The sequence below is a fragment of the Rummeliibacillus sp. POC4 genome, from assembly GCF_003576525.1.
Lineage (GTDB): Bacteria > Bacillota > Bacilli > Bacillales_A > Planococcaceae > Rummeliibacillus.
The window spans coordinates 17,312-37,238 of sequence record NZ_QWUA01000052.1 but is presented as its reverse complement, the minus strand read 5'-3'; the positions used below and the strand labels follow the sequence as shown (position 1 = coordinate 37,238).

Sequence of the window (19,927 nt, the reverse complement as noted above, 5' to 3'; positions counted from 1 at the left end):
GAATTCATATTTATAAGGGGTAAAAAGTTTGAAAGAATTAGATAAAAAAATTATATCCTTACGTAATGCTTTGTTTAATTCTTGGTCGATTGAAACAAGTTCAAAATGGACAGAGCAAAATCCTGCAAAAGGCCAATGTAGTGTAACTGCTTTAATTGTAAACGATTTATTATATGGCCAAATTATAAAAACAAAGGTAGAGGAAAGTTGGCATTATTATAATTATATTCATGGTAAAAGATATGATTTTACTGAATCTCAATTTGGAACTTCAATTCAGTATGACGATCTATTATCTAGTCGAAGCGAACCATTTCTCGATACAAATGAAACACAATATAGAACTTTAAAGGATTCAGTTTTGAAAAAAATAAATTTTGAGAATCAGTGAGTTTTTAGAACACGAAGTGATTTGGAAAGGAGTTAGATGGAATGCCGACATGTAAGCATTGTGGTCATCAATGGGGGTGGAAGGAAACAATTGTTCAATTGTTTTCATTTAAGCGAAAGTTAAAATGTAATGGCTGTCAAACCAATCAATATATTTCTGTAAAATCAAGAAACCGATTAAGTATTGTGGGGATATTAATTTCTCTCATTTTTGTCCCCTTTATGTCATTTGGAGTTCCTTTGCGATATATCATAACTTCAGAGATATTGATTTATATTTTTTATATTGGCTGTATCCCATTCTTGATAAAGCTGAGCAATCAAGAGGAAGTACTTTGGTAAAAAATTTTTTAGCAAAATACATTTAAACAATCAAAAACGCATCCATGAGATGCGTTTTTGATTGTTTGATATACTTTAAAAATGATGGTTTACAATTTTTTAGCGTAAGTGTTTAGTTGAATAGACATTTTTTGAATATCTTTTATAAAGTCTGAAATTCTTTCTATAGAGGTTGATTGATCACGTTCCACAGTGGATATTTGTTCAATAGATTTTCCCATTTGTTCTGTAACATCTTTAATCCTAGTTAGGGTTTCTTTAATATGTTGGGTGGATTTAACTGTTTCTTTTGAGAACTTTCGGATTTCATTTGCTACAACTTCAAATCCTTTTCCTTTCTCTCCAGCACGTGCTGCTTCGATAGCTGCATTTAGACCCAGTAAATTTGTTTGGTCTGCCACACTTTTAATCACTTTTAGGACGTCATCGGTTTGTTTTATTTCTTTCCCTGCATGCTCAGATTGTGACAATAATTGTTGCGAGACTTCAGCAAGTGAATTAGATCCTTCAGTGATTGTGTTAATTTGTGTATTTGCTTCTATTAAAGATTTTGAAATTTGATCGGTAATCGCTTTAAGTTCTGTTTGTTTTCGGACTTGGATAGCTATTCCGCCAATTACTTTTCCTGTTTGATCATGTAATGGTAGTGCAGTACCAGTAAACTCGTAACCGTAAAACGCAGCTGGGACATCATCTTGAAGTCGTATGTTTTTCTCTAGAGCGACTAATAAAGGTTCTTCAGGGTTTAATGGTTGTCCAGGTTTAATATGTAAATTAATAGTATCGCCAGGGAAATAGGCAATAAATTTTTCTAAATCACAGATAGCAATTGATAGGTCTGCTGGTATCGCAGATTTGTATATACTCACAGTTGAGATGAATTTTTCTAATGAATCAATTTTGTTAATCATCATTCTGTTCCTCAATTCTATTATGTTGTAAATTGATTACTATTATATCACTAAATAGAAAAAATATGCAGAATGATGGTGTTATTTGGTTATATTATTTAAATTGTTTTCTTTTAAAGTTTAAAAAGAGTAAAATGCATATGTTATGAGAGATATAGAAAAGAAGGTTATAAACGCGTGTCTACATTCTTACAGTTAAATACTATTTTTATCAGTATTATTATTGAGGCATTGCCTTTTGTACTGATTGGAGTTTTCATATCAGGACTAATTCAAATGTTCGTAACCGAGCAAATGATTGCAAAAATAGTTCCTAAAAATAGGGTGCTTGCTGTTTTATATGGAACAGTTATTGGTGCTTTATTTCCGGCATGTGAATGCGGGATTATTCCCATTGTTCACCGTCTATTAAAAAAAGGGGTTCCTTTGCATGCTGCAATTCCATTTATGTTAACAGGGCCAATTATCAATCCTATAGTTTTATTTTCTACCTTTATCGCATTCGGTAATAGTTGGCAAATGGTTTGGTATCGTGGAGGATTAGCGTTCATCATTGCTTTTGTTATTGGTTTAATCTTGTCTTTCCAATACAAAGATACACAACTTTTAGATGGAGATGAACATGATCATATCCATGAACATGCGAAAACACTTTGGCAAAAATTTGTAGGTACATTAAATCATGCTGTTGAAGAATTCTTTTCAGTTGGAAAGTATTTAATTATCGGTGCATTTATCGCCGCATCAATGCAAATTTTTGTTAAAACATCGTTACTAATCGAACTAGGTCAAACAAAAGCTACTTCATCATTAGTGATGATGGCTTTAGCGTTTATATTATCACTTTGCTCCGAAGCTGATGCATTTATCGCTGCTTCCTTTAGAGGTACGTTTTCAACCTCTTCACTAGTAGCATTTTTATTAATAGGTCCGATGGTAGATATCAAAAACCTATTAATGATGCTACAAACATTTAAGAAAAAATTTATTGTAGTGCTGATTTTGTATATTATAATCTTCGTATTTATCAGCTCTATGCTTGTTTAGGAGGGCGATAAAGATGATTCGATCATTGATCTTAATGGGATTTACGTATTTCTTTTATTACCTCTATGCCTCAGGGGATAATGCGAAATATATTAATATGAAATATCAATACATTAATATATTAGGTATCATTTTATTTGCTATATTAACGATAGTACAAATTATCAATATGGCTAAAGATGAAAAAGAGGTTGAATGTGATTGTGGACATAATCATGAGCATGAAAAGAACAAACCATGGTATAGAAGAATCTTGTTTTATGCAATTTTCATCTTTCCTTTGATAACGGGTCTTTGTTTGCCTATCGCAACACTTGACTCCACAGTTGTGAAATCAAAAGGCTTTTCATTTCAATCATTAAATACACTTCAAAAAGGTGATCAATTTATTAAGCCACAATATTTAAAGCCAGACACTAGTATTTTCTTTGGAAAAGATGGTTATTTAGATTTAATGCAGCAAGAATTAGATGAGTTTTCAAAAATGAAAGAAGTAGCTCTAAATGATGATAATTTCTTAATGGGTATGGAAACCCTATATAATTTCCCTGGCGAATTTATGGGGAAAACTGTTTCGTATAAAGGCTTTATATATCATGGTGAAAAGAATGAATTAGGAAAAAATCAAGTATTCGTATTACGTTTTGGCGTTATTCACTGTGTAGCAGATGCAGGGGTCTATGGGATGCTCGTTGAATTACCTGATGGTCAACATTTAAAAAATGATCAATGGGTGAATGTAGAAGGTAAACTCTCCACAATTTACTATCAACCTTTTAAATCAAACATTCCCTATTTAAAAGTAACAAAGGTCAATCAAACTGAAAAACCAGACGAGCCATATACATTTAGAGGATATGATAATCCAAATATAAAAAAACAAAAATAAATATAAATATAAATCTTCAATTTTTGAAACGGTTGTTCTAATGAGCAACCGTTTTCTTTTTTTGAAAATTTTTGTAAAGCGTAATGTTATCTAAGAGAAGTTCTTTTGATGTTGTTTGCAAAAATTCTTTTGCAGCATTTTCTAAAGTATCTTTGTCAGTGGGGGATAGTTGAATTCTTTGCTTTTCAAGCGGATGCATTTGAAAATCACCTCAATTTCATTATAAGAACATTCGTTCTATTTTGCAAGGTTTTTATTCAGAAAATTTGGCCTTAATTAATGTAAACGGTCTCATACAGAAAAAGAATTATTATGACAAATATCTGACACAATTAAAAATAAAAATAGAACAAAAGCCTAGATGTAAGATGTCTGACGTTGTAATATATAGGTATATAAAATTGGATGAAATAAATTTAATATAAATATTATTAATAGAAAAGGAATAGAGGAAAATGGATAATAAAATAGAATTTTACGTAAATAAGATAGAAGGAGAAATTCTTATGAATCTAGCCGATCACGATGATGCGGACCTTTATCTTATTGCAAAAAAACTACTAAAACATGAATCTGATGAAATGATGGAATCTATTTGTCAAGCTTATGAAGTAGTTAAACATGAATTGGTTGGATAAAAAGAGCACTTATGTGCTCTTTTTTATTTAGAATGGATTAGTGGTTTAAAACTTTAGAAAGAAATGTTTTTGCTCGTTCAGATTTAGGGGAAGAAAAGAACTCTTCTGGTAGAGCAACTTCAACAATTTGACCTTCAGCCATAAAAACAATTTGATCGCAAATTTCTTTGGCAAATCCCATTTCGTGAGTTACTACGACCATGGTCATACCGTCAGCAGCTAATTTACGAATAGCGTCTAAAACTTCTTGGACCATCTCTGGGTCAAGTGCTGAAGTAGGTTCATCAAAGAGCATTACATGGGGTTCCATTGCAAGTGCTCTAGCAATGGCAACCCTTTGTTGTTGTCCACCAGATAATCTGGAAGGGTAAACATCAAACTTATCTTCTAGTCCAAGAGAGGTTAGAAGTTCTTTTCCTTTTGCAATTGCTTTTTCTTTAGAGTGTATATCATCTATAAAATCCCCTTTGCAAATAAGATGGATACAATCTATTAAACCAAAGTAGTAAATATATATTAACTATATTCAGAATTATATGAATATTTTGTAATGAGTGTCAATCTCAATATGAGATAAATTTAATCTAACTTTTTATGAGAGTACAAAGGTAAATATATCAATATAGCTTTTTAGGTTTTTATGAATATAAATTAGTATGATCACTATGTTTTATTCTTAATATTCTGATAAAATGTAGCTATTCAAAGAAAGAGGTGAATAAGATGCATCAATATTGGTTGTTTGTTACAATGTGCATTTTACTTATTCTATTACCAGGTCCTGATACAGCTATTGCAACTAAAAATACTTTAATAAAGGGAAAAATAGGTGGACTAAAAACGATATTTGGAACCTGTTGTGCGTTACTCATTCATACATTTGCAGCAGTTGTGGGATTGTCAGCTATTATTGCTAAATCGGCTTTTCTTTTTTCTATTTTTAAATATGTGGGGGGAGCCTATTTAATTTATCTGGGGATTAAATCGTTTATTTCAATCCAAAAGAAAAAAGAAGAGAGTTTGATAGAACATAAAAATGGTATAGAACTTAATGATCATGCGTGTTTTAAGCAAGGCTTTTTAACGAATCTACTAAATCCAAAAGTTGCTGTGTTCTTTCTAACCTTTTTACCTCAATTCGTTGACTCGAATAATCATTCATTTTTACCATTCATCTGGATGGGGCTAACATATGTTGTTCTTACAGCAATATGGTTTGTATTTTATATTCTTTTGCTTAATACTATTCGTAGCTTTATGATGAAGCCTCAAACCCAAATGGCAATTGAGGGTGTTACTGGAACGGGGTTAGTAGGGTTCGGTATAAAACTAGCTTTAGATAAATATTAATATATCAATATATTAAAAAGTATATTAGAGAGAAAGAAGTTGTTTAAGATGGTACTACATTTACAAGATGTCTCACTTAAAAAAGATGATGCATGGATATTACATCATATAGATTGGAAGATTAATAAGGGCGAACATTGGGTGTTATATGGTTTAAATGGAGCAGGAAAGACTGCATTATTAAATATGCTATGTGCCTATTATTTTCCAACTAGTGGTCAAGTTGAAGTTGTTGGAAAAATTTTTGGTAAATCAGTTCTAGGGGAACACCTAAGACGTAAAATAGGTATTGTATCAGCAGGATTCCAAGCAAAATTAAATCCCTTAGATAGTGCGTTTGAAATTATTTTAAGCGGTGCTTATGCTTCAATCGGATTGTACGAAAAGCCTACACCTGAAATTAGGGAGAAAGCGATTAAATTGTTACGACAACTAGGTGCAATCGAGTACGCAGATCGAGATTATAAAACATTATCACAAGGTGAGAAACAAAGGGTTTTGTTAGGGCGTGCACTTATGGGCGAACCAGAGTTATTAATTTTAGATGAACCTGCTACGGGTTTTGACTTTATAGCTAGAGAATCCTTACTTAAAACAATTGGAGAGATTGCCAAGTTAAAAGACGGTCCTACAATTATTTACGTGACACATCATGTTGAAGAAATATTACCGGAATTTCAGCATACATTGTTGTTGAAAAAAGGAGAAGTATTTGCTAAAGGAAAAACAAATGAGATGCTTACGAGTGAAAATTTAAGCGAGTTTTTTGAAATGCCTGTCGAATGTATTTGGAGAAATGAAAGACCGTTATTAGTTCTGAAATCATAAAATTTTCTAAAAATTCTGTTGACAGCATCTAGCATTCTGCGTTACAATCCAATCAATCAAATAAATTAAAGCCAAGATTGGAAATAGTAAAAAGTGTTATAAGCGCAAAGAGAGCCGATGGGTGGTGTGAATCGGTCGTTATATACTTTTGAACTCGTCCATGAGCTACTCCGTGAACCTATAATAGTAATGGAGTTCGGATTCCTACCGTTATTAGGATAGATAGTGATCGCTATCGAATGAGTGGGGCAATTTTAAATTGTTCAATTAGAGTGGTACCGCGAGTTAATCTCGTCTCTATAGTTAGTTTCTATAGAGATGAGATTTTTTGTTTTTTGGCTTTGTTAAAATTGTTTAATCGAAACAATTCACTAATGACAACGCCATACTACTAAAAGAGGAGTGGTAAATATGACAAGAAAAATTTGGGTTTTTGATACGACTTTACGTGATGGTGAACAAGTACCGGGTGCAAAATTGAATATTTATGAAAAACTTGAAGTAGCAAAGCAACTAAAGAAACTACAAGTAGATATTATTGAAGCGGGTTTCCCAGCATCATCTACGGGAGATTTCAATGCTGTGAAAGAAGTAGCACAAAAAGTAGGTAACACGGACGACATAATGATTACAGCTCTTGCACGTGCCGTTAAAGCTGACATCGATGCGGTATATCATAGCGTTAAACATGCTGAAAATCCAATGATTCATATGGTACTCGGAACATCTGATATTCATGTTGAAAAGAAATTTGGTAAATCAAAAGATCAAATCTTAGATATTGGTGTTGAAGCAGTAAAATATGCAAAAAGCTTACTACCTCAAGTTCAATATTCTACAGAAGATGCATCTCGTTCAGATTTTGAATATCTATGGAAAACAATTGAAGCCGTCATTAAGGCAGGAGCTACAATGATAAATGTACCTGATACGGTTGGTTATGCAGTTCCAGAAGAATTTGGAGAAATGGTCTATAAACTTAATGATCGTATTAAAAACTTAAATGATAAAGTATTACTAAGTGTTCACTGTCATAACGACCTTGGCATGGCAACAGCAAATACACTTGCAGCTATTAAAAACGGGGCAGATAAAGTGGAATGTACGATTAACGGTATTGGTGAACGTGCTGGAAATGCTTCCCTTGAAGAAGTGGTCATGGCATTACATACACGTGGTAATTATTTTGGCGATGTTGCAACAAGAGTAAATACAAAAGAAATAATCACAACATCAAAACTCGTCAGTAGCTTAATGGGATTAGATGTTCAAGTTAACAAAGCAATCACAGGTGAAAATGCATTTGCCCACTCTTCAGGTATTCACCAAGATGGTCTTCTAAAATCACGAGATGCTTACGAAATTATTCACCCAACTGAAGTAGGTTTAGATGATATGGAGCTTGTTTTAACAGCTCGTTCTGGTCGACATGCAGTAAAAAATGCACTAGAAAAACTTTCAGTTGGAACTTTAACAGATGAACAATTTGAAGAAATTTTCGCTGACTTTTTAAATCTTGCAGATGCTAAAAAAGAGGTATATAACCATGATTTATATATCCTTGTAGAAAAATATTTTGTACGTCACCAAATGGCTGAAAAAATTGAAAGTCATAGTGGGGATTTCTACGAACTAGTTGATTTGCAAGTTATTAGTAACACTACTTTCCCATCTGCAAGCATTAAAGTTAAAAAGGGTAACGAAGTATTTAGTGCAAGTACTGTAGGAACAGGACCAATCGATGCATTGTATTCAGCGATGAAAGAAATCATTGATATGGATATTAAACTTCTTGAATACAAAATTTCTAGTGTATCAAGAGGTAAAGAAGCACTAGGAAAAGTAAAACTACAAGTTGAATATAATGGAGAAAAATATATAGCAAAAGCTACTGATACAGATGTCATCAAAGCAAGTGCACTTGCTTATATGAATGCAGTTAATAGTATTATTATCGAAAAACTCCTTCCAGTATTATAAAATACCATAGTAGAATAATTGATTTGTACTTAAGAAGCTATCGAAATGGATAGCTTCTTTTATATCATTCAATTAGGAAATGAAAATAGTGATATAAAACACACTAATCAAGTTCATGAACTTGCCCTGAATATGGGGCGAAAGAAAAATATTTGTTTATGCCTTTGGTTGTCCTAATATTTTATAAATTTGATAATAATCATTATCTCTTTTTGTATATAATTCTGGCTGTAATATAAGAGTAAGATTAAGCTTTTCTTTCTCTTTTACTATATCAAGTGCATCTTCGTAAGTATATTTTGGTTTTTCATAATTATAGATAAGTAAACATCCAATTGTTAAGAATATTAAACTCCAATATTGTATTTTTCTTATTAAATAGTTCGTGTTGATCAATAAAATTATTACATATATCGTGAATATTATTAATGGATAAAAAGCATAGTGCCTTAAACCATTAATATAAAAATATAACTTGCCGTTAATATATGTATAGATGCTAACTGAGCATGTAATCAGTAAAATTAAGATAAATTCGAAATATCGATTATTTAAGATTTCTCTCATTAGGGTCTCCTTTTAACTGGAATATATATATGAAAATTTTAAAATAAAACGAGGAGTGAAGAAATGGATCGTGCAACAGTTACCCTTGTAGAATATAACCCAAATTGGTTAAAACAATTTGACTGTGAAAAAACAAATATCATAAATGCAATAGGCGATCAAATATTGTGTATAGAGCATATAGGAAGCACATCTATTGTAGGTTTAAAAGCAAAGCCAATTATAGACATAATGGTAGGTGTACATCATTTAGAACAAGTTTCTTCGCTAGTTCATCCGCTTCAAGAAATCGGTTATGAATATGTCCCAAAGATAGAATTCAAAGATAGAAAATTTTTTAGAAAAGGTCAATGGGGACAAGGTACATGTCATTTGCATATTTGTGAATATGACAGTTCGGAATGGAGAGAAAAGATATTATTTAGAGACTATTTAAGAAATCATCCCGAATTTGCGGAAGAATATGCGTTATTAAAGACAAATTTGGCATCTGAATATGCGTTTGACAGACATACATATACAAAAAACAAAGAGCCCTTTATTCGTACAGTATTGCAGAAAGCGAAACTAGAAAAAGATATATAAAGTAACAAAAAATCTCTGAGAATACAACAGCCGTTGAATATCCAATGGCTTGTTGCTGATTAGGTTGGTTTGTTTAAAGATTTACTTAAATAATCTATAATCCCCATTGCACTTACTGCCAAATCTAATGGGATTATTTTAAAAACAGGATGATCTTTAGAAAGACCTTTTGCCTGTAATTCTGCAAAAATAGAGTTTGTTAATATTTCTTCTGTACGATGAACTTGTTTTTTAAAATCAGTTTCTTCTTTCATCGCTTGACGTCCAGCATCCATAAAAATAGGTAAATAACGTCGAACTTCTGCATAAGCAAATTCGGGATGAGGATAAGGACCGTAATGGCCAAAATAAAGTACATTAGGTTTAATCTTTTCAAAAAGTTGAATCGAGTCTTCCATTAAATTAGGATCAAATTGGTTAGGTGATGTAGAAGGTAGAATAACATCGAATTCTTCTTCGGTCATATCAGGGTAGTAAACGCCTGTTGTATCTCCAACAAACATTCCATTTGTTAATGATTCATGTATTGAAATATGGTGATTTGCGTGTCCCTTTGTGTAGTAGAAAGTGAGAGTAGAGGATCCTAATCTTATAATTTCTCTATCTCCTATGGCATAAAGTTGTTTTTCTTGAATTGGTAAAATTTCACCGAAAATTGCATCGAAATTTTCTCCGTAAACGGACCTTGCGCTGGCAATTAGACGAATAGGATCAACTAAATGACGGACTCCTTTTGGATGAACTAACACGGTTGCGTTTGGACAGTATTTCATCATTACACCAGCACCGCCTGCGTGATCTAAATGGATATGCGTCAAGATTAAATAATCGATATCACTTGGCTTGATATGTAATTCTTCTAAAGCGTTCAAAATATAAGGGATTGATGGGCTTGCTGATGTTTCGATTAATGCAATTTTGTCATCAACTATTATATAAGAAGTTGTGCGGTTTTTTAATCCTAGATCATTTGTATCAATACTATATAAATGATCGGCTATTTTCTCATACTTCAATATAAAACCCCCTCCAAATTTAATGATTGAGTATATTTTAACATAAAGAAGAAAATATTGTTATTGGAAAGAAAATTTATAAATTTTAATAAACTGATATGAAAACTATCTCTATCTCAGAAAATAAAACTAGTCTCAGTCATGATAGAAATTATGAAATTTTTATACAATAATCAAATTATTCAAGGTAGTTATGGCTATAATTATTACGAACCCAATTCTTAAAATAGATAATTTATTGTTGTTTCAATATCAATTGAAAGGTGTATTGAAGATGGAAATTAGAGAATTAAAATATTTTGTTACTGTTGCCAAAAATAAGAGCTTTTCAAAGGCAGCCGATATTTTACATATCACTCAACCAACATTGAGTAAAGTGGTTAAATCTTTAGAACAACAAATGGATGTTACACTATTTCACCGTTCACCACGAAAAAGTGAATTAACAGATGTAGGTGAAGTGGTCTATGAACATGCGATGAAAATATTAAATTTAGTAGATGAATTAGATGTTGTATTAGAAGATGTAACACAATTAAAAAAGGGGAAAATAAAAATAGGTATGCCTCCTTTAATAGGTATTCTCTTTTTTCCGCAAATGATTAAAGGATTCCAAGAAAAGTATCCTGGAATAACTATTGAAATAGATGAGAGAGGAGCAAATGTGATTAAAGATTTAGTAGGGGCAGGCGATTTAGATATGGGGTTTGTTATGTTACCGGCTGATACAGAAGAATTCCATGTCATTCCGTATACATCACAGCAATTAATGCTAATTGTCAATCAATCCAACCCCTTAGCAAAACAAGAGACAGTTACGATGCAAGATCTTAAAAATGAGTCTATGTTATTGTTCAGCCAAGATTTCACATTACATGATCGCATATTACAAGAGTGTGAAAATGCTGGATTTACACCTCACATTGCATATGAAAGTTCGCAATGGGACTTTATCAGTCAAATGGTTGAGCATAACCTCGGGATTGCCATGTTCCCTAAAGCAATAGCTGAAAAAGTTAATCCTAATGCTGTTAAGGCAATACCAATTGTCAATCCGTCTATACCGTGGGAGATTGTTCTTATCGTTAAAAAGGATCGATATTTATCCCATGCAACGAAAAGTTTTATCCAATATATCGCACCAAACTATTCCATTTAGGAATACAAAATATAAAAAATATGTATTTTACGAATGTTAAACAATAGAGTAAAGTAATTGTATTGAATAGATCGATAAGCAAGACGAACCATTATAAGGTAGTTTCTGTTTATAACCGTCTAGATTGTTTAAGACGGTTTTTTCAATACAATTTAAAAAGGTGTGATTTATATGTATATGAAAATAATCAAAATAATTCTTCAAATTATTTTTCTATACGGTATTTTGCTTTTAGGTGATGGGATTGCAAGATTGGTTCATTTGCCTATCCCTGGAAGTATTATTGGTTTGGTCTTATTGTTCACTGCATTACAGTTACATATTGTGAAGCTTGAATGGGTGGATCTTGGCGCGGGATTATTGACTGGCGAATTACTACTATTCTTTGTACCTTCAGCAGTAGGTGTTGTGCAGTACGACCAGATTCTGGGTGTTATTGGCGTTAAGCTTGTAGCTGTAATTGTGTTAAGCACAATCGTCGTGATGGCTTGTACAGGATTAGTTGCAGATTCTGTCCAAAAGAGGGGTGCGAAAAAAGCATGAGTTTAATTGGTCTTATAAGCTTTATAGGTACTATTATTATCTTTTTATTAAGCAAGAAAGTTTATAAAAAGATGAATTGGATTATCTTATCACCATTATTAATTTGTCCGCTAATTATTATTGCAATATTGTTAATCACTCATACCTCATATAGTGATTATAATTCAGGAGCGACTTGGTTATCTAAACTTCTAGGACCAGCTACAGTTGCATTCGCTGTTCCTATTTATAAGAACTTTCCACTATTAAAGAAGCATGCAAAAGCAATTGGATTGAGCTTAGTTACAGGTAGTGCCGTTGCCATCATTTCATCTTTTTTGTTTGCAATGTGGATTGGTTTATCAAATGATATGGTCAATAGTTTAGTTCCGCGTTCAATTACAACACCTATTGCAATGGATATTTCAGAAATCATAGGGGGTGAGCCTACTATGACAGCTGTATTTGTTATTGTTACTGGGTTAACTGGGAGTATTATTGGACCGCTTGTCATAAAATATATTCGAATACGAACATCCGCAGCAAAAGGTTTGTTATTGGGAATGGGTGCTCATGGCTGTGGTACATCTAAGGCCTTCGAAATAGGGGAATTAGAAGGAACTTATTCAAGTCTTGCAATGATTGTAGCAGCTCTTATTAGTATTGTTTTATCAGATACTTTTTTCCCTGTTCTTCAGCATTATTTAGTCGGCTAACTAAACAAAACGACGTGCCTGAACAGTAATTTTAGAGGCACACTTTTCGCGACGAGGGTAGTGGTATTCGACCACCACAGCCCCAATACCTTTAAAGTGGATATTTTTATAGAAAAAAGAGGCTTTCCATAATCTCTTTAATTATGGAAAGCCTCTCTTTTTATTATTGATAGATTAAAAGCTTTTGACCATTTTCAACTGCATTGTTATCTAATCGATTCCATTGTTTGATGGATGTAACAGAAACACCGTATTTATGAGAAAGAGAATTTAATGTTTCCCCACTTTTTACGACTACTTGTTTCTTTTCCTTTTTTGGTTGGTCATATTCTGTTAAATGGTATTGTTTTATGATTGAATTTAGTTTTTGGTGATAATTTGTATCAGTCGCGTATGTGCCAGTTAAATATTTTGTAGCCTCTTTATATGATCTGGTTTTGCTTTTAAATGTCTTTTTATAATAATTTTTGTTCCAAGACACTCCATTATGAAGTAATTCAGCGTAATCTTCCAAAGATGCCTTGTAACTAGGGTACTTTCTAAATTTTGCATATATTTGATGCATTTGCCCACTACCGTTGTCCTCAGATGTCTGGAAAGTAACAGATTGTTTTTTATATGAACCTTTGATGCCAAAAAGGTTATTATTTGGTGGGGTGCTTAGATCACTTGTACCACCATTGCTTTCTAATACAGCTTGAGCAATCATTACAGAAGCATACAAATCGTGTTTATCTGCAATCTCACGCGCATTTTCACCAATGGAGCCGATAAAGCTTTCCACACTTTGATCTTCTATGTATTTTTTTGATGGCTCTGAAACCGATTGAGATAATTGTTGAATGATGATAAAAACAGATGTAGCAAATAATATTGTAGTAAATAGTGTAAGTAACAAAGCTTTTTTCATCGGTAAACGGTTTAAAATGAAATCTTTGAAACCTTCCTCCCTTTCTAATATTTTTTCCCAAACAGGCACTATGATTCTATCGCAAGAACGAGAGAAGCGAAGAATATAGCTGAATAATGCTGCCTATAAAAGGATAAATTATGTTCAAATCCTTTTAGTATATATGAAAAAACCCATATCTATGGTTATTTCAATTCTATAATAGTTTACCATGTTTTTTAAGACGAATGTTAAGATAAAAAGTTTCTTTACCAAATAAAAGAAAAAACCCTTCTATTAGAAGACAAAGAAGGGATTACTATTTTACTCTGGCAATGTTAGGGTTATTTTTTTGCTATCTGCAATTTTATTTTCTTTTTCGTCAAAGACATCACTCGTTTGTAGGACATATTTTGTCGGTGAAGTATGAGCTTCATCAAGGATATAACCAATATTTCCTCTTTTTGTTTGACTCGGTTCTATTGTACCGGATAAGTCATCTAGATAAATATCTTGTTCCCATGTCCATTTTTGCCCTGTATTTGAAGTTAGTAAAGCAACAGGGGAGAAATGAACGGTCTTATCACTGTTGTTAGTAATCTCAACAAATGATTTGACGACATCAAACGTAGGCTCATGAGTTAAAACGTGAAAATAATCAATCATTGAATAAGTAGGTTCAAGATAAACTTGTTTCACATCCCGAATTGTTAAGATGATATCACCAATTTCAAAACTCTTTTGCTTTAAATTTGCTTTTTTTAGTTTTGCATAACCGAGTTTGTCAGTAATTTCATCTCCTACATTTAATAATGTTCGATCATCTGTTACTTGAGGATTTGCTTGATAATTTTTATGATAATCTGTATTACTGGCAGCTTCTGCATGAGAGCTATTTGAAGTAGAAGATTGTATTGAGCAACCTGATAGTAAAGTTAGTATACAACCACTAAGTAGTAGGGTAGTAATAGACTTATTCAATATTGTTCCTCCTTGCTTGAAAAAATCTGGACGCCACTGAAAGGGACGACCAGATCATGTTGTTTGAGTAATTTTAAGACAATGAAATTTGCCTCATAATTATGATTGATCTTTTATTTTAGTCTTTTTCTTTTTGTTTTTTTCAATGATATTGAAGATAATTTTAGCTTGATCGGTATTGTCGATTTGTCCTGCAAATTTAGAAGCATCAGGTCCAAAAGCATAAACATTTACATCTTCGCCTGTATGACCACCTGTTGTCCAACCGGTATTAGAACGTTTATCGTATATTTTTTCAATGGCATTATCAATATCAGTCGCTTTACCTGAAGTTACATCTTTCACCGATTTGATCTCGTCAGCAGTTAAAGTAAGTCCGCTGTATTTTTTTAATGTTTCTTCTACATCAGCACCTGCAGCTATTTGTTGAGCCATATAATCTGGTGTTTTTTTAGCAGCTTTAATCGCTTCTGGGAACCAGTTATAATCATCTTTTGCAGCTAATGAGAAACCACCTGTTGAATGGTCAGCTGTAGCAACTACGAGAGTATTTTTGTCTTTTTTAGCATAGGCAATAGCAGCTTCAAATGCTTTTTCAAAATCTTTCATTTCACTCATAGCAGCAACAATGTCGTTGTCATGACCAGCCCAATCGATTTGGCTTCCTTCGATCATTAAGAAGAAACCGTCTTTATCCTTACTTAGTTGTTTAAGAGCTGCATTTGTCATGTCAGCAAGTGATGGGGTAGCAGCATTGCGGTCAATCAATTTGTCTAACCCACCATCAGCAAATAATCCAAGTAATTTTGAATTGTTATTTTTTTGTAATTCTGATTTTGAAGTTACATAGTTATAACCTGCTGATTTAAATTCTTTTGTAAGATCACGGTCTTGACGGACGAAATTAGATTTACCACCACCAAGAAGCACATCAATTTTATGTTTTCCATTTACCAATTCATCAAAATAATCATCTGCAATACCATTCATATTTTTTCGAGTCTCATCATGAGCACCGAAAGCAGCAGGTGTTGCATGTGTAATTTCAGATGTTGCAACTAAACCAGTTGCTTTTCCCATTTCTTTAGCAGATTCTAAGACAGTTTTTACATTCTCTTTATTATTATCAACTGCAATGGCATTATTGTATGTTTTAACACCTGCTGACATAGCAGTTGCTGCGGAAGCTGAATCTGTCACATTTTCTTCTGGGTCTTCAGGGTATGTCATTTGTTGTCCAACTAAATATTTGTCGAATGATGTCTGGTTTACATACTGATTACTTGAACTATTTTTTAAATAACGGTAAGCAGAAGTGTATGAATTCCCCATACCATCCCCGATTAAGAAAATGACGTTTTTCACTTCATTTTTCTTTGTAGTAGTCTTTGCATCAACATCCGAAGCTGAAATAGTAAGGCTGCTTAAAGCAAGTGTGGAAATTGCAGCAATAGAAATAAGTTTCTTTGATAAATAAGATTTCAATGGTATTGCCTCCTTTAATTGGTATAGTTTAACTATAAATAATCATTATTAAGCTAATATTGATAGAATGTAAGGATATGTTAAGTTATTTTAAAAGTAGTATTTGTCAAAAGACAGATATAAAACATCTTAAAGTTAAAATAATATTATTGAGCTAATATGAGAAATACTATTAGAGGTGTTTACCTTAAATAGAAAAGATAACATAACATAATAATTATCCTGCGTCTTAATTATTTCCCGAGAAATGAGATGCCGAATTTAGCTAAATACTAGTAAGCTAGCACCTAACACATAAAAAAGAGACGTCGATAAATTCGCCATCTCTTTTTATTACCTATATATAGAATATGAGGTTTTAATAAGTTTCCTTTTTAACCATAGTAATAAATTCTATAAGATCGGTGCTGAATTCATCTTCCAAAACAAAACCAAGCTTTTCATATAGATGGATAGCTCTTAAATTGAATTTGGCCACAGTTAATCTTATTGGCGTACTTTTATAAGTTTCTTTAATAAAATTAATTATGAATGAGCAAAATTCAAAACCATTACCTTTGCCCACAAGATTAGGATTCATACCAGGACCCATATCAACAAAATCATCTATATAAGCACCAAATTGAATACCAATTGGTACTTGTGCATTCTTCCCGATGCAGAAAAAACCAATTAGTTCTTTAAATTCATTTACAATTGCGTAGTATGAATGGTCAAGTAATTCTTGCTTCGATTCATATGTTATTTCATTATTGTAAAAATCATAGGGCTCTTCGTATTTCCATTTGAGAATGTTGATAGCCATTTCTTCATTCATATTCTCCATAAATAAATTCATCTTATATACTTACCTCACCAATTTTTGACCTCTATAATAAAAAACTAACAGAATCAACTAATTAAAAACATCTCTTCTCTAGAAATATATGAGGAGAAGAGATGTTTTTATGTTTTTAATCATACTTTGATATAAATTACTGAATGCTATTTTAATTAGTCAATCTCATTTATAAAGCTACACTGTCAAAATAGTTTTTAATTATTCGAATGAACACTTGAAATAGATTTATAAAGATTTTCTAATAATTCAGGACTAATTTCTACAGGGTTATTTTGCATATTAGGAGCGAAACTATTTGCAATTAGAAGGTTTAAATCATCTTCTGTTTTTACACCTGCATCTTCGATTGTTAAGCACATTTTCATTTCTTTCTTTAATTCATCAATTTGATCTGCTAAGTCCTTAGCATCTTCAAATCCGAGGCGACGGCTAAAAGCATCTAGTCTTTTTGCTTCTTTACCGATACTGTTGAGTCTCCAGAAAGTAGGTAAAGTTAAAGCACATGCTTCTCCATGTGGGACACCGAAATTTTGAGTCAATGGGTATGAACAAGCATGAGCGGCAGCAGTTTGTGTTAAGTTAAATGCCATACCTGCTGTTACGGAAGCTAGGCACATATTGGTACGGGCTTCGATATTATCAGGAGCGTGATAGGCAACCAAGATATTTTCGAAAACTAGTTTTGCTGCATATTCGGCAACTAGGTCTGTATACGGTTGGTGTTTTTTTCCATAAAAAGCTTCTAATGAATGAGCTAAAACATCTAAGCCACTGGATGCTGTTACTTGTTGAGGACAGCTTAATGTTAGTTTTGGATCAACTAACGCATAAATAGGATATAAAAACTCACTTGCTAGCGGCCCCTTTATACCGCGTTTTGTATCAGTTAACACAGATACATTTGTAATTTCGCTTGCAGTACCCGCTGTTGTAGGAATAGCAATCATTGGTAATCCTTTGTGTGAAATTGGTTGTTGCCTCGTAAAATAGACTTCAGTTGTATAAGAAGTTGTTGCAACAAAGCAGGCAACTTTAGCACAATCTAATATACTTCCACCACCAAGCGCAATTGCAAAGTCACAATTATTTTCTATAAGGGCTTTAACGCAATCATCTGTATTTTGAACGGTTGGATTTGATTGTATATCAGAAAAAATAGCTGCAATTTTACCGTTTGAAGCATCCTTTATCTCATCTGCAATTCCGTTTCTTATCATTGAAGGTGCACTAATCAATAATCCTTTTTTAAAATTAAATTTTTCTAAGATTTGTGGTAGCTCTTTAATTTTATCTACACCAAAATCAATCGGTACAGGTTGTTCATAGTAAAAAATTTCCATATAATTCCTCCTTTAAACTGAAGCAAATTTAGGTTGATTGATTAACTTTTCAAATTCTTGTATGACATTTTCGAAAATATCCATAGCTTCATTTAATTCATCCACTGTAATGACAAGAGGTGGAGCTATTATAATACTAGATTCGTGAGAATAGGTGTAAAATCCTTTTTTAAGTAACATTGATATGAATTTATTCATCAATCGAACAGGATCCTGTCCGTAATCTAATCCATATTGAATGAGGGGCTCACGGGTTGTTTTATCCTTTACTAACTCAACCGCAGCGAACAAACCAAGATGACGAACTTCTCCAACGATAGAGTAGGATAATAATTGTTCAAGACGCTCAGCTAAAACTTTACCTACTTTATAAGCGTTATCAATGAGTTTTTCTTCCTCATAAATTTTTAAAGTTTCTAATCCGATTTGAGTACACATTGTATGACCGCTGTAAGTTAGACCAGTCATTAGAGGATGATCATCAAAATAAGAGGCAATTTGATTGCTCACAATAACTCCTCCAAGGGGTGCATAACCAGAAGTAATACCTTTAGCAAAAGTGATCATATCTGGTTCAAAGTCATAATGGTCAACGGCGAACATTTTACCTGTGCGTCCAAACCCAGACATCACTTCATCACAAACCATTAAAATACCGAACTCATCACATAATGTTCTAACACCTTCTAAGTAACCCTTAGGCGGGATTATAACACCGTTACTGCCAGGTATTGGTTCGATGAATATAGCCGCAATCATATTTGGGCCTTCATATAAAATTTGCTGTTGCAAACGTTTTAGATAAAATTCTGTTGCTTGTTCTTCACTACTAAAATCAATTGCTTCTCTATATAAATAGGGAATATCAAATTTAACGAAACCGGGAATACCGGGCTCGGCACTTAGCCGGCGATTTTCGCCTGTCAAATTACCAGCACCAAATGTTGCTCCGTGATAAGAGCGGTAACGAGAGAAAATTTTATATCGACCAGTCACCATTTTTGCAATTTTAATAGCATGATCGTTAGATTCTGCACCACCACAAGTGAAAAAGACTTTCTGCATATTATTCGGTGCGAGTTCAATAATTTTTTTTGCTAAGGCAGATTTAGATGCACTGGCAAAACCAGGAGATGATAGTGGAATCTCTCCAATATGTTTAAAAGCTTCAAGTAGTTTAGGGTGTTGATGGCCCACGTTTGTGTAGACAAGTTGAGAACTCATATCGAAATATTTTCGACCTTGTTCATCCCAGAAAAAAACACCTTCTGCTTTGGTCATTACTTTAGGAAGTATACCTAGTTGTTTGGACCAAGAAGTTAAAACGTACTCTTGATGATCCTTTTGAATATCATTAGACAATATTTTATCCATTATTACAGCTCCTTTTAAATAGATGTTATTTTATCTCACATAAAAAGGATACTAACAATTTATTTTGAAAACAATGA

At 32.7% G+C, this 19,927-nt stretch carries 21 protein-coding genes, 1 pseudogene and 1 other annotated feature; of the genes and pseudogenes, 12 read left to right on the top strand and 10 right to left on the bottom strand.

The window, feature by feature from the left end:
• The first annotated feature begins 28 nt into the window (after positions 1-28).
• Positions 29-391, top strand: a complete 363-nt coding sequence (locus tag D1606_RS13195) for a YunG family protein (RefSeq protein ID WP_119416482.1) — start codon at positions 29-31, stop codon at positions 389-391.
• Positions 392-432: 41 nt separating this feature from the next.
• Entirely contained in the window at positions 433-732 is a 300-nt protein-coding gene (locus tag D1606_RS19325; RefSeq protein WP_119416481.1) for a TIGR04104 family putative zinc finger protein, read from the top strand.
• 89 nt (positions 733-821) lie between these two features.
• Here D1606_RS19325 and D1606_RS13185 read toward each other — a convergent pair whose 3' ends face one another.
• Positions 822-1,643 carry a methyl-accepting chemotaxis protein gene (locus D1606_RS13185; RefSeq protein WP_119416485.1) on the bottom strand — a complete coding sequence of 274 codons (822 nt, stop codon included), beginning with the start codon at positions 1,641-1,643 and terminating at the stop codon, positions 822-824.
• Between the two features lie 177 nt (positions 1,644-1,820).
• On the opposite strand from D1606_RS13185, the gene D1606_RS13180 reads away from it, so the two are divergent.
• Together D1606_RS13180 and D1606_RS13175 are read left to right on the top strand one after the other, a co-directional pair.
• On the top strand, positions 1,821-2,690 hold the full coding sequence (locus tag D1606_RS13180) for a permease (RefSeq protein WP_119416480.1): 870 nt from the start codon (positions 1,821-1,823) through the stop codon (positions 2,688-2,690).
• A gap of 13 nt (positions 2,691-2,703) precedes the next feature.
• Positions 2,704-3,579, top strand: a complete 876-nt coding sequence (locus D1606_RS13175; protein WP_119416479.1) for a TIGR03943 family putative permease subunit — start codon at positions 2,704-2,706, stop codon at positions 3,577-3,579.
• Between the two features lie 37 nt (positions 3,580-3,616).
• Here D1606_RS13175 and D1606_RS18785 read toward each other — a convergent pair whose 3' ends face one another.
• Complete coding sequence (locus tag D1606_RS18785; protein ID WP_158582379.1) at positions 3,617-3,778, bottom strand: hypothetical protein; 162 nt, start codon at positions 3,776-3,778, stop codon at positions 3,617-3,619.
• Between the two features lie 307 nt (positions 3,779-4,085).
• Here D1606_RS18785 and D1606_RS19215 point away from each other — a divergent pair, with 307 nt between their 5' ends.
• Positions 4,086-4,217, top strand: coding sequence for a hypothetical protein (locus D1606_RS19215; protein WP_255416321.1), 132 nt, complete (start codon positions 4,086-4,088; stop codon positions 4,215-4,217).
• A gap of 37 nt (positions 4,218-4,254) precedes the next feature.
• Here the strand turns inward: D1606_RS19215 and D1606_RS13165 are convergent.
• Positions 4,255-4,656 (bottom strand): annotated as a pseudogene (locus D1606_RS13165) (amino acid ABC transporter ATP-binding protein); the annotation flags it as partial.
• 284 nt (positions 4,657-4,940) lie between these two features.
• Between D1606_RS13165 and D1606_RS13160 the strand changes: the two are divergent.
• The 4 genes from D1606_RS13160 to D1606_RS13140 all read left to right on the top strand — a co-directional run bounded on the left by D1606_RS13160 (position 4,941) and on the right by D1606_RS13140 (position 9,527).
• Positions 4,941-5,567 (top strand): LysE family translocator, encoded by a 627-nt coding sequence (locus D1606_RS13160; protein WP_119416477.1) that lies wholly within the window; start codon positions 4,941-4,943, stop codon positions 5,565-5,567.
• Between the two features lie 48 nt (positions 5,568-5,615).
• Positions 5,616-6,395 carry an ABC transporter ATP-binding protein gene (locus D1606_RS13155; RefSeq protein WP_119416476.1) on the top strand — a complete coding sequence of 260 codons (780 nt, stop codon included), beginning with the start codon at positions 5,616-5,618 and terminating at the stop codon, positions 6,393-6,395.
• 64 nt (positions 6,396-6,459) lie between these two features.
• Positions 6,460-6,697, top strand: a binding site (T-box leader).
• Between the two features lie 109 nt (positions 6,698-6,806).
• Complete coding sequence (locus D1606_RS13150) at positions 6,807-8,375, top strand: 2-isopropylmalate synthase (RefSeq protein WP_119416475.1); 1,569 nt, start codon at positions 6,807-6,809, stop codon at positions 8,373-8,375.
• 630 nt (positions 8,376-9,005) lie between these two features.
• Entirely contained in the window at positions 9,006-9,527 is a 522-nt protein-coding gene (locus D1606_RS13140; RefSeq protein WP_119416473.1) for a GrpB family protein, read from the top strand.
• Positions 9,528-9,586: 59 nt separating this feature from the next.
• Here the strand turns inward: D1606_RS13140 and D1606_RS13135 are convergent, their stop codons facing one another.
• Positions 9,587-10,543: an MBL fold metallo-hydrolase gene (locus tag D1606_RS13135; protein ID WP_369973806.1), complete on the bottom strand. Its 957-nt coding sequence runs from the start codon at positions 10,541-10,543 to the stop codon at positions 9,587-9,589.
• Between the two features lie 274 nt (positions 10,544-10,817).
• Between D1606_RS13135 and D1606_RS13130 the strand changes: the two genes are divergently transcribed.
• The 3 genes from D1606_RS13130 to D1606_RS13120 all read left to right on the top strand — a co-directional run bounded on the left by D1606_RS13130 (position 10,818) and on the right by D1606_RS13120 (position 12,940).
• Positions 10,818-11,702: a LysR family transcriptional regulator gene (locus tag D1606_RS13130; RefSeq protein ID WP_119416471.1), complete on the top strand. Its 885-nt coding sequence runs from the start codon at positions 10,818-10,820 to the stop codon at positions 11,700-11,702.
• A gap of 171 nt (positions 11,703-11,873) precedes the next feature.
• Positions 11,874-12,245, top strand: coding sequence for a CidA/LrgA family protein (locus tag D1606_RS13125; protein ID WP_367269462.1), 372 nt, complete (start codon positions 11,874-11,876; stop codon positions 12,243-12,245).
• Complete coding sequence (locus D1606_RS13120; protein ID WP_119416470.1) at positions 12,242-12,940, top strand: LrgB family protein; 699 nt, start codon at positions 12,242-12,244, stop codon at positions 12,938-12,940. Before D1606_RS13125 ends, D1606_RS13120 begins: the two co-directional genes overlap by 4 nt.
• Before the next feature lie 163 nt (positions 12,941-13,103).
• On the opposite strand, the gene D1606_RS13115 is transcribed toward D1606_RS13120, so the two are convergent.
• From D1606_RS13115 to D1606_RS13090, 6 genes are all read right to left on the bottom strand, one after another.
• Positions 13,104-13,919, bottom strand: coding sequence for a glucosaminidase domain-containing protein (locus D1606_RS13115; RefSeq protein ID WP_233548107.1), 816 nt, complete (start codon positions 13,917-13,919; stop codon positions 13,104-13,106).
• A 234-nt stretch (positions 13,920-14,153) separates the two neighbouring features.
• Positions 14,154-14,810 (bottom strand): hypothetical protein, encoded by a 657-nt coding sequence (locus D1606_RS13110; protein ID WP_119416469.1) that lies wholly within the window; start codon positions 14,808-14,810, stop codon positions 14,154-14,156.
• A gap of 99 nt (positions 14,811-14,909) precedes the next feature.
• Complete coding sequence (locus tag D1606_RS13105; protein ID WP_158582378.1) at positions 14,910-16,295, bottom strand: alkaline phosphatase; 1,386 nt, start codon at positions 16,293-16,295, stop codon at positions 14,910-14,912.
• A gap of 358 nt (positions 16,296-16,653) precedes the next feature.
• Positions 16,654-17,133, bottom strand: coding sequence for a GNAT family N-acetyltransferase (locus D1606_RS13100; RefSeq protein WP_119416467.1), 480 nt, complete (start codon positions 17,131-17,133; stop codon positions 16,654-16,656).
• A gap of 197 nt (positions 17,134-17,330) precedes the next feature.
• Positions 17,331-18,476 carry an iron-containing alcohol dehydrogenase family protein gene (locus tag D1606_RS13095; protein ID WP_119416466.1) on the bottom strand — a complete coding sequence of 382 codons (1,146 nt, stop codon included), beginning with the start codon at positions 18,474-18,476 and terminating at the stop codon, positions 17,331-17,333.
• Between the two features lie 12 nt (positions 18,477-18,488).
• On the bottom strand, positions 18,489-19,850 hold the full coding sequence (locus tag D1606_RS13090) for an aminotransferase class III-fold pyridoxal phosphate-dependent enzyme (protein WP_119416465.1): 1,362 nt from the start codon (positions 19,848-19,850) through the stop codon (positions 18,489-18,491).
• Positions 19,851-19,927: the final 77 nt, after the last annotated feature.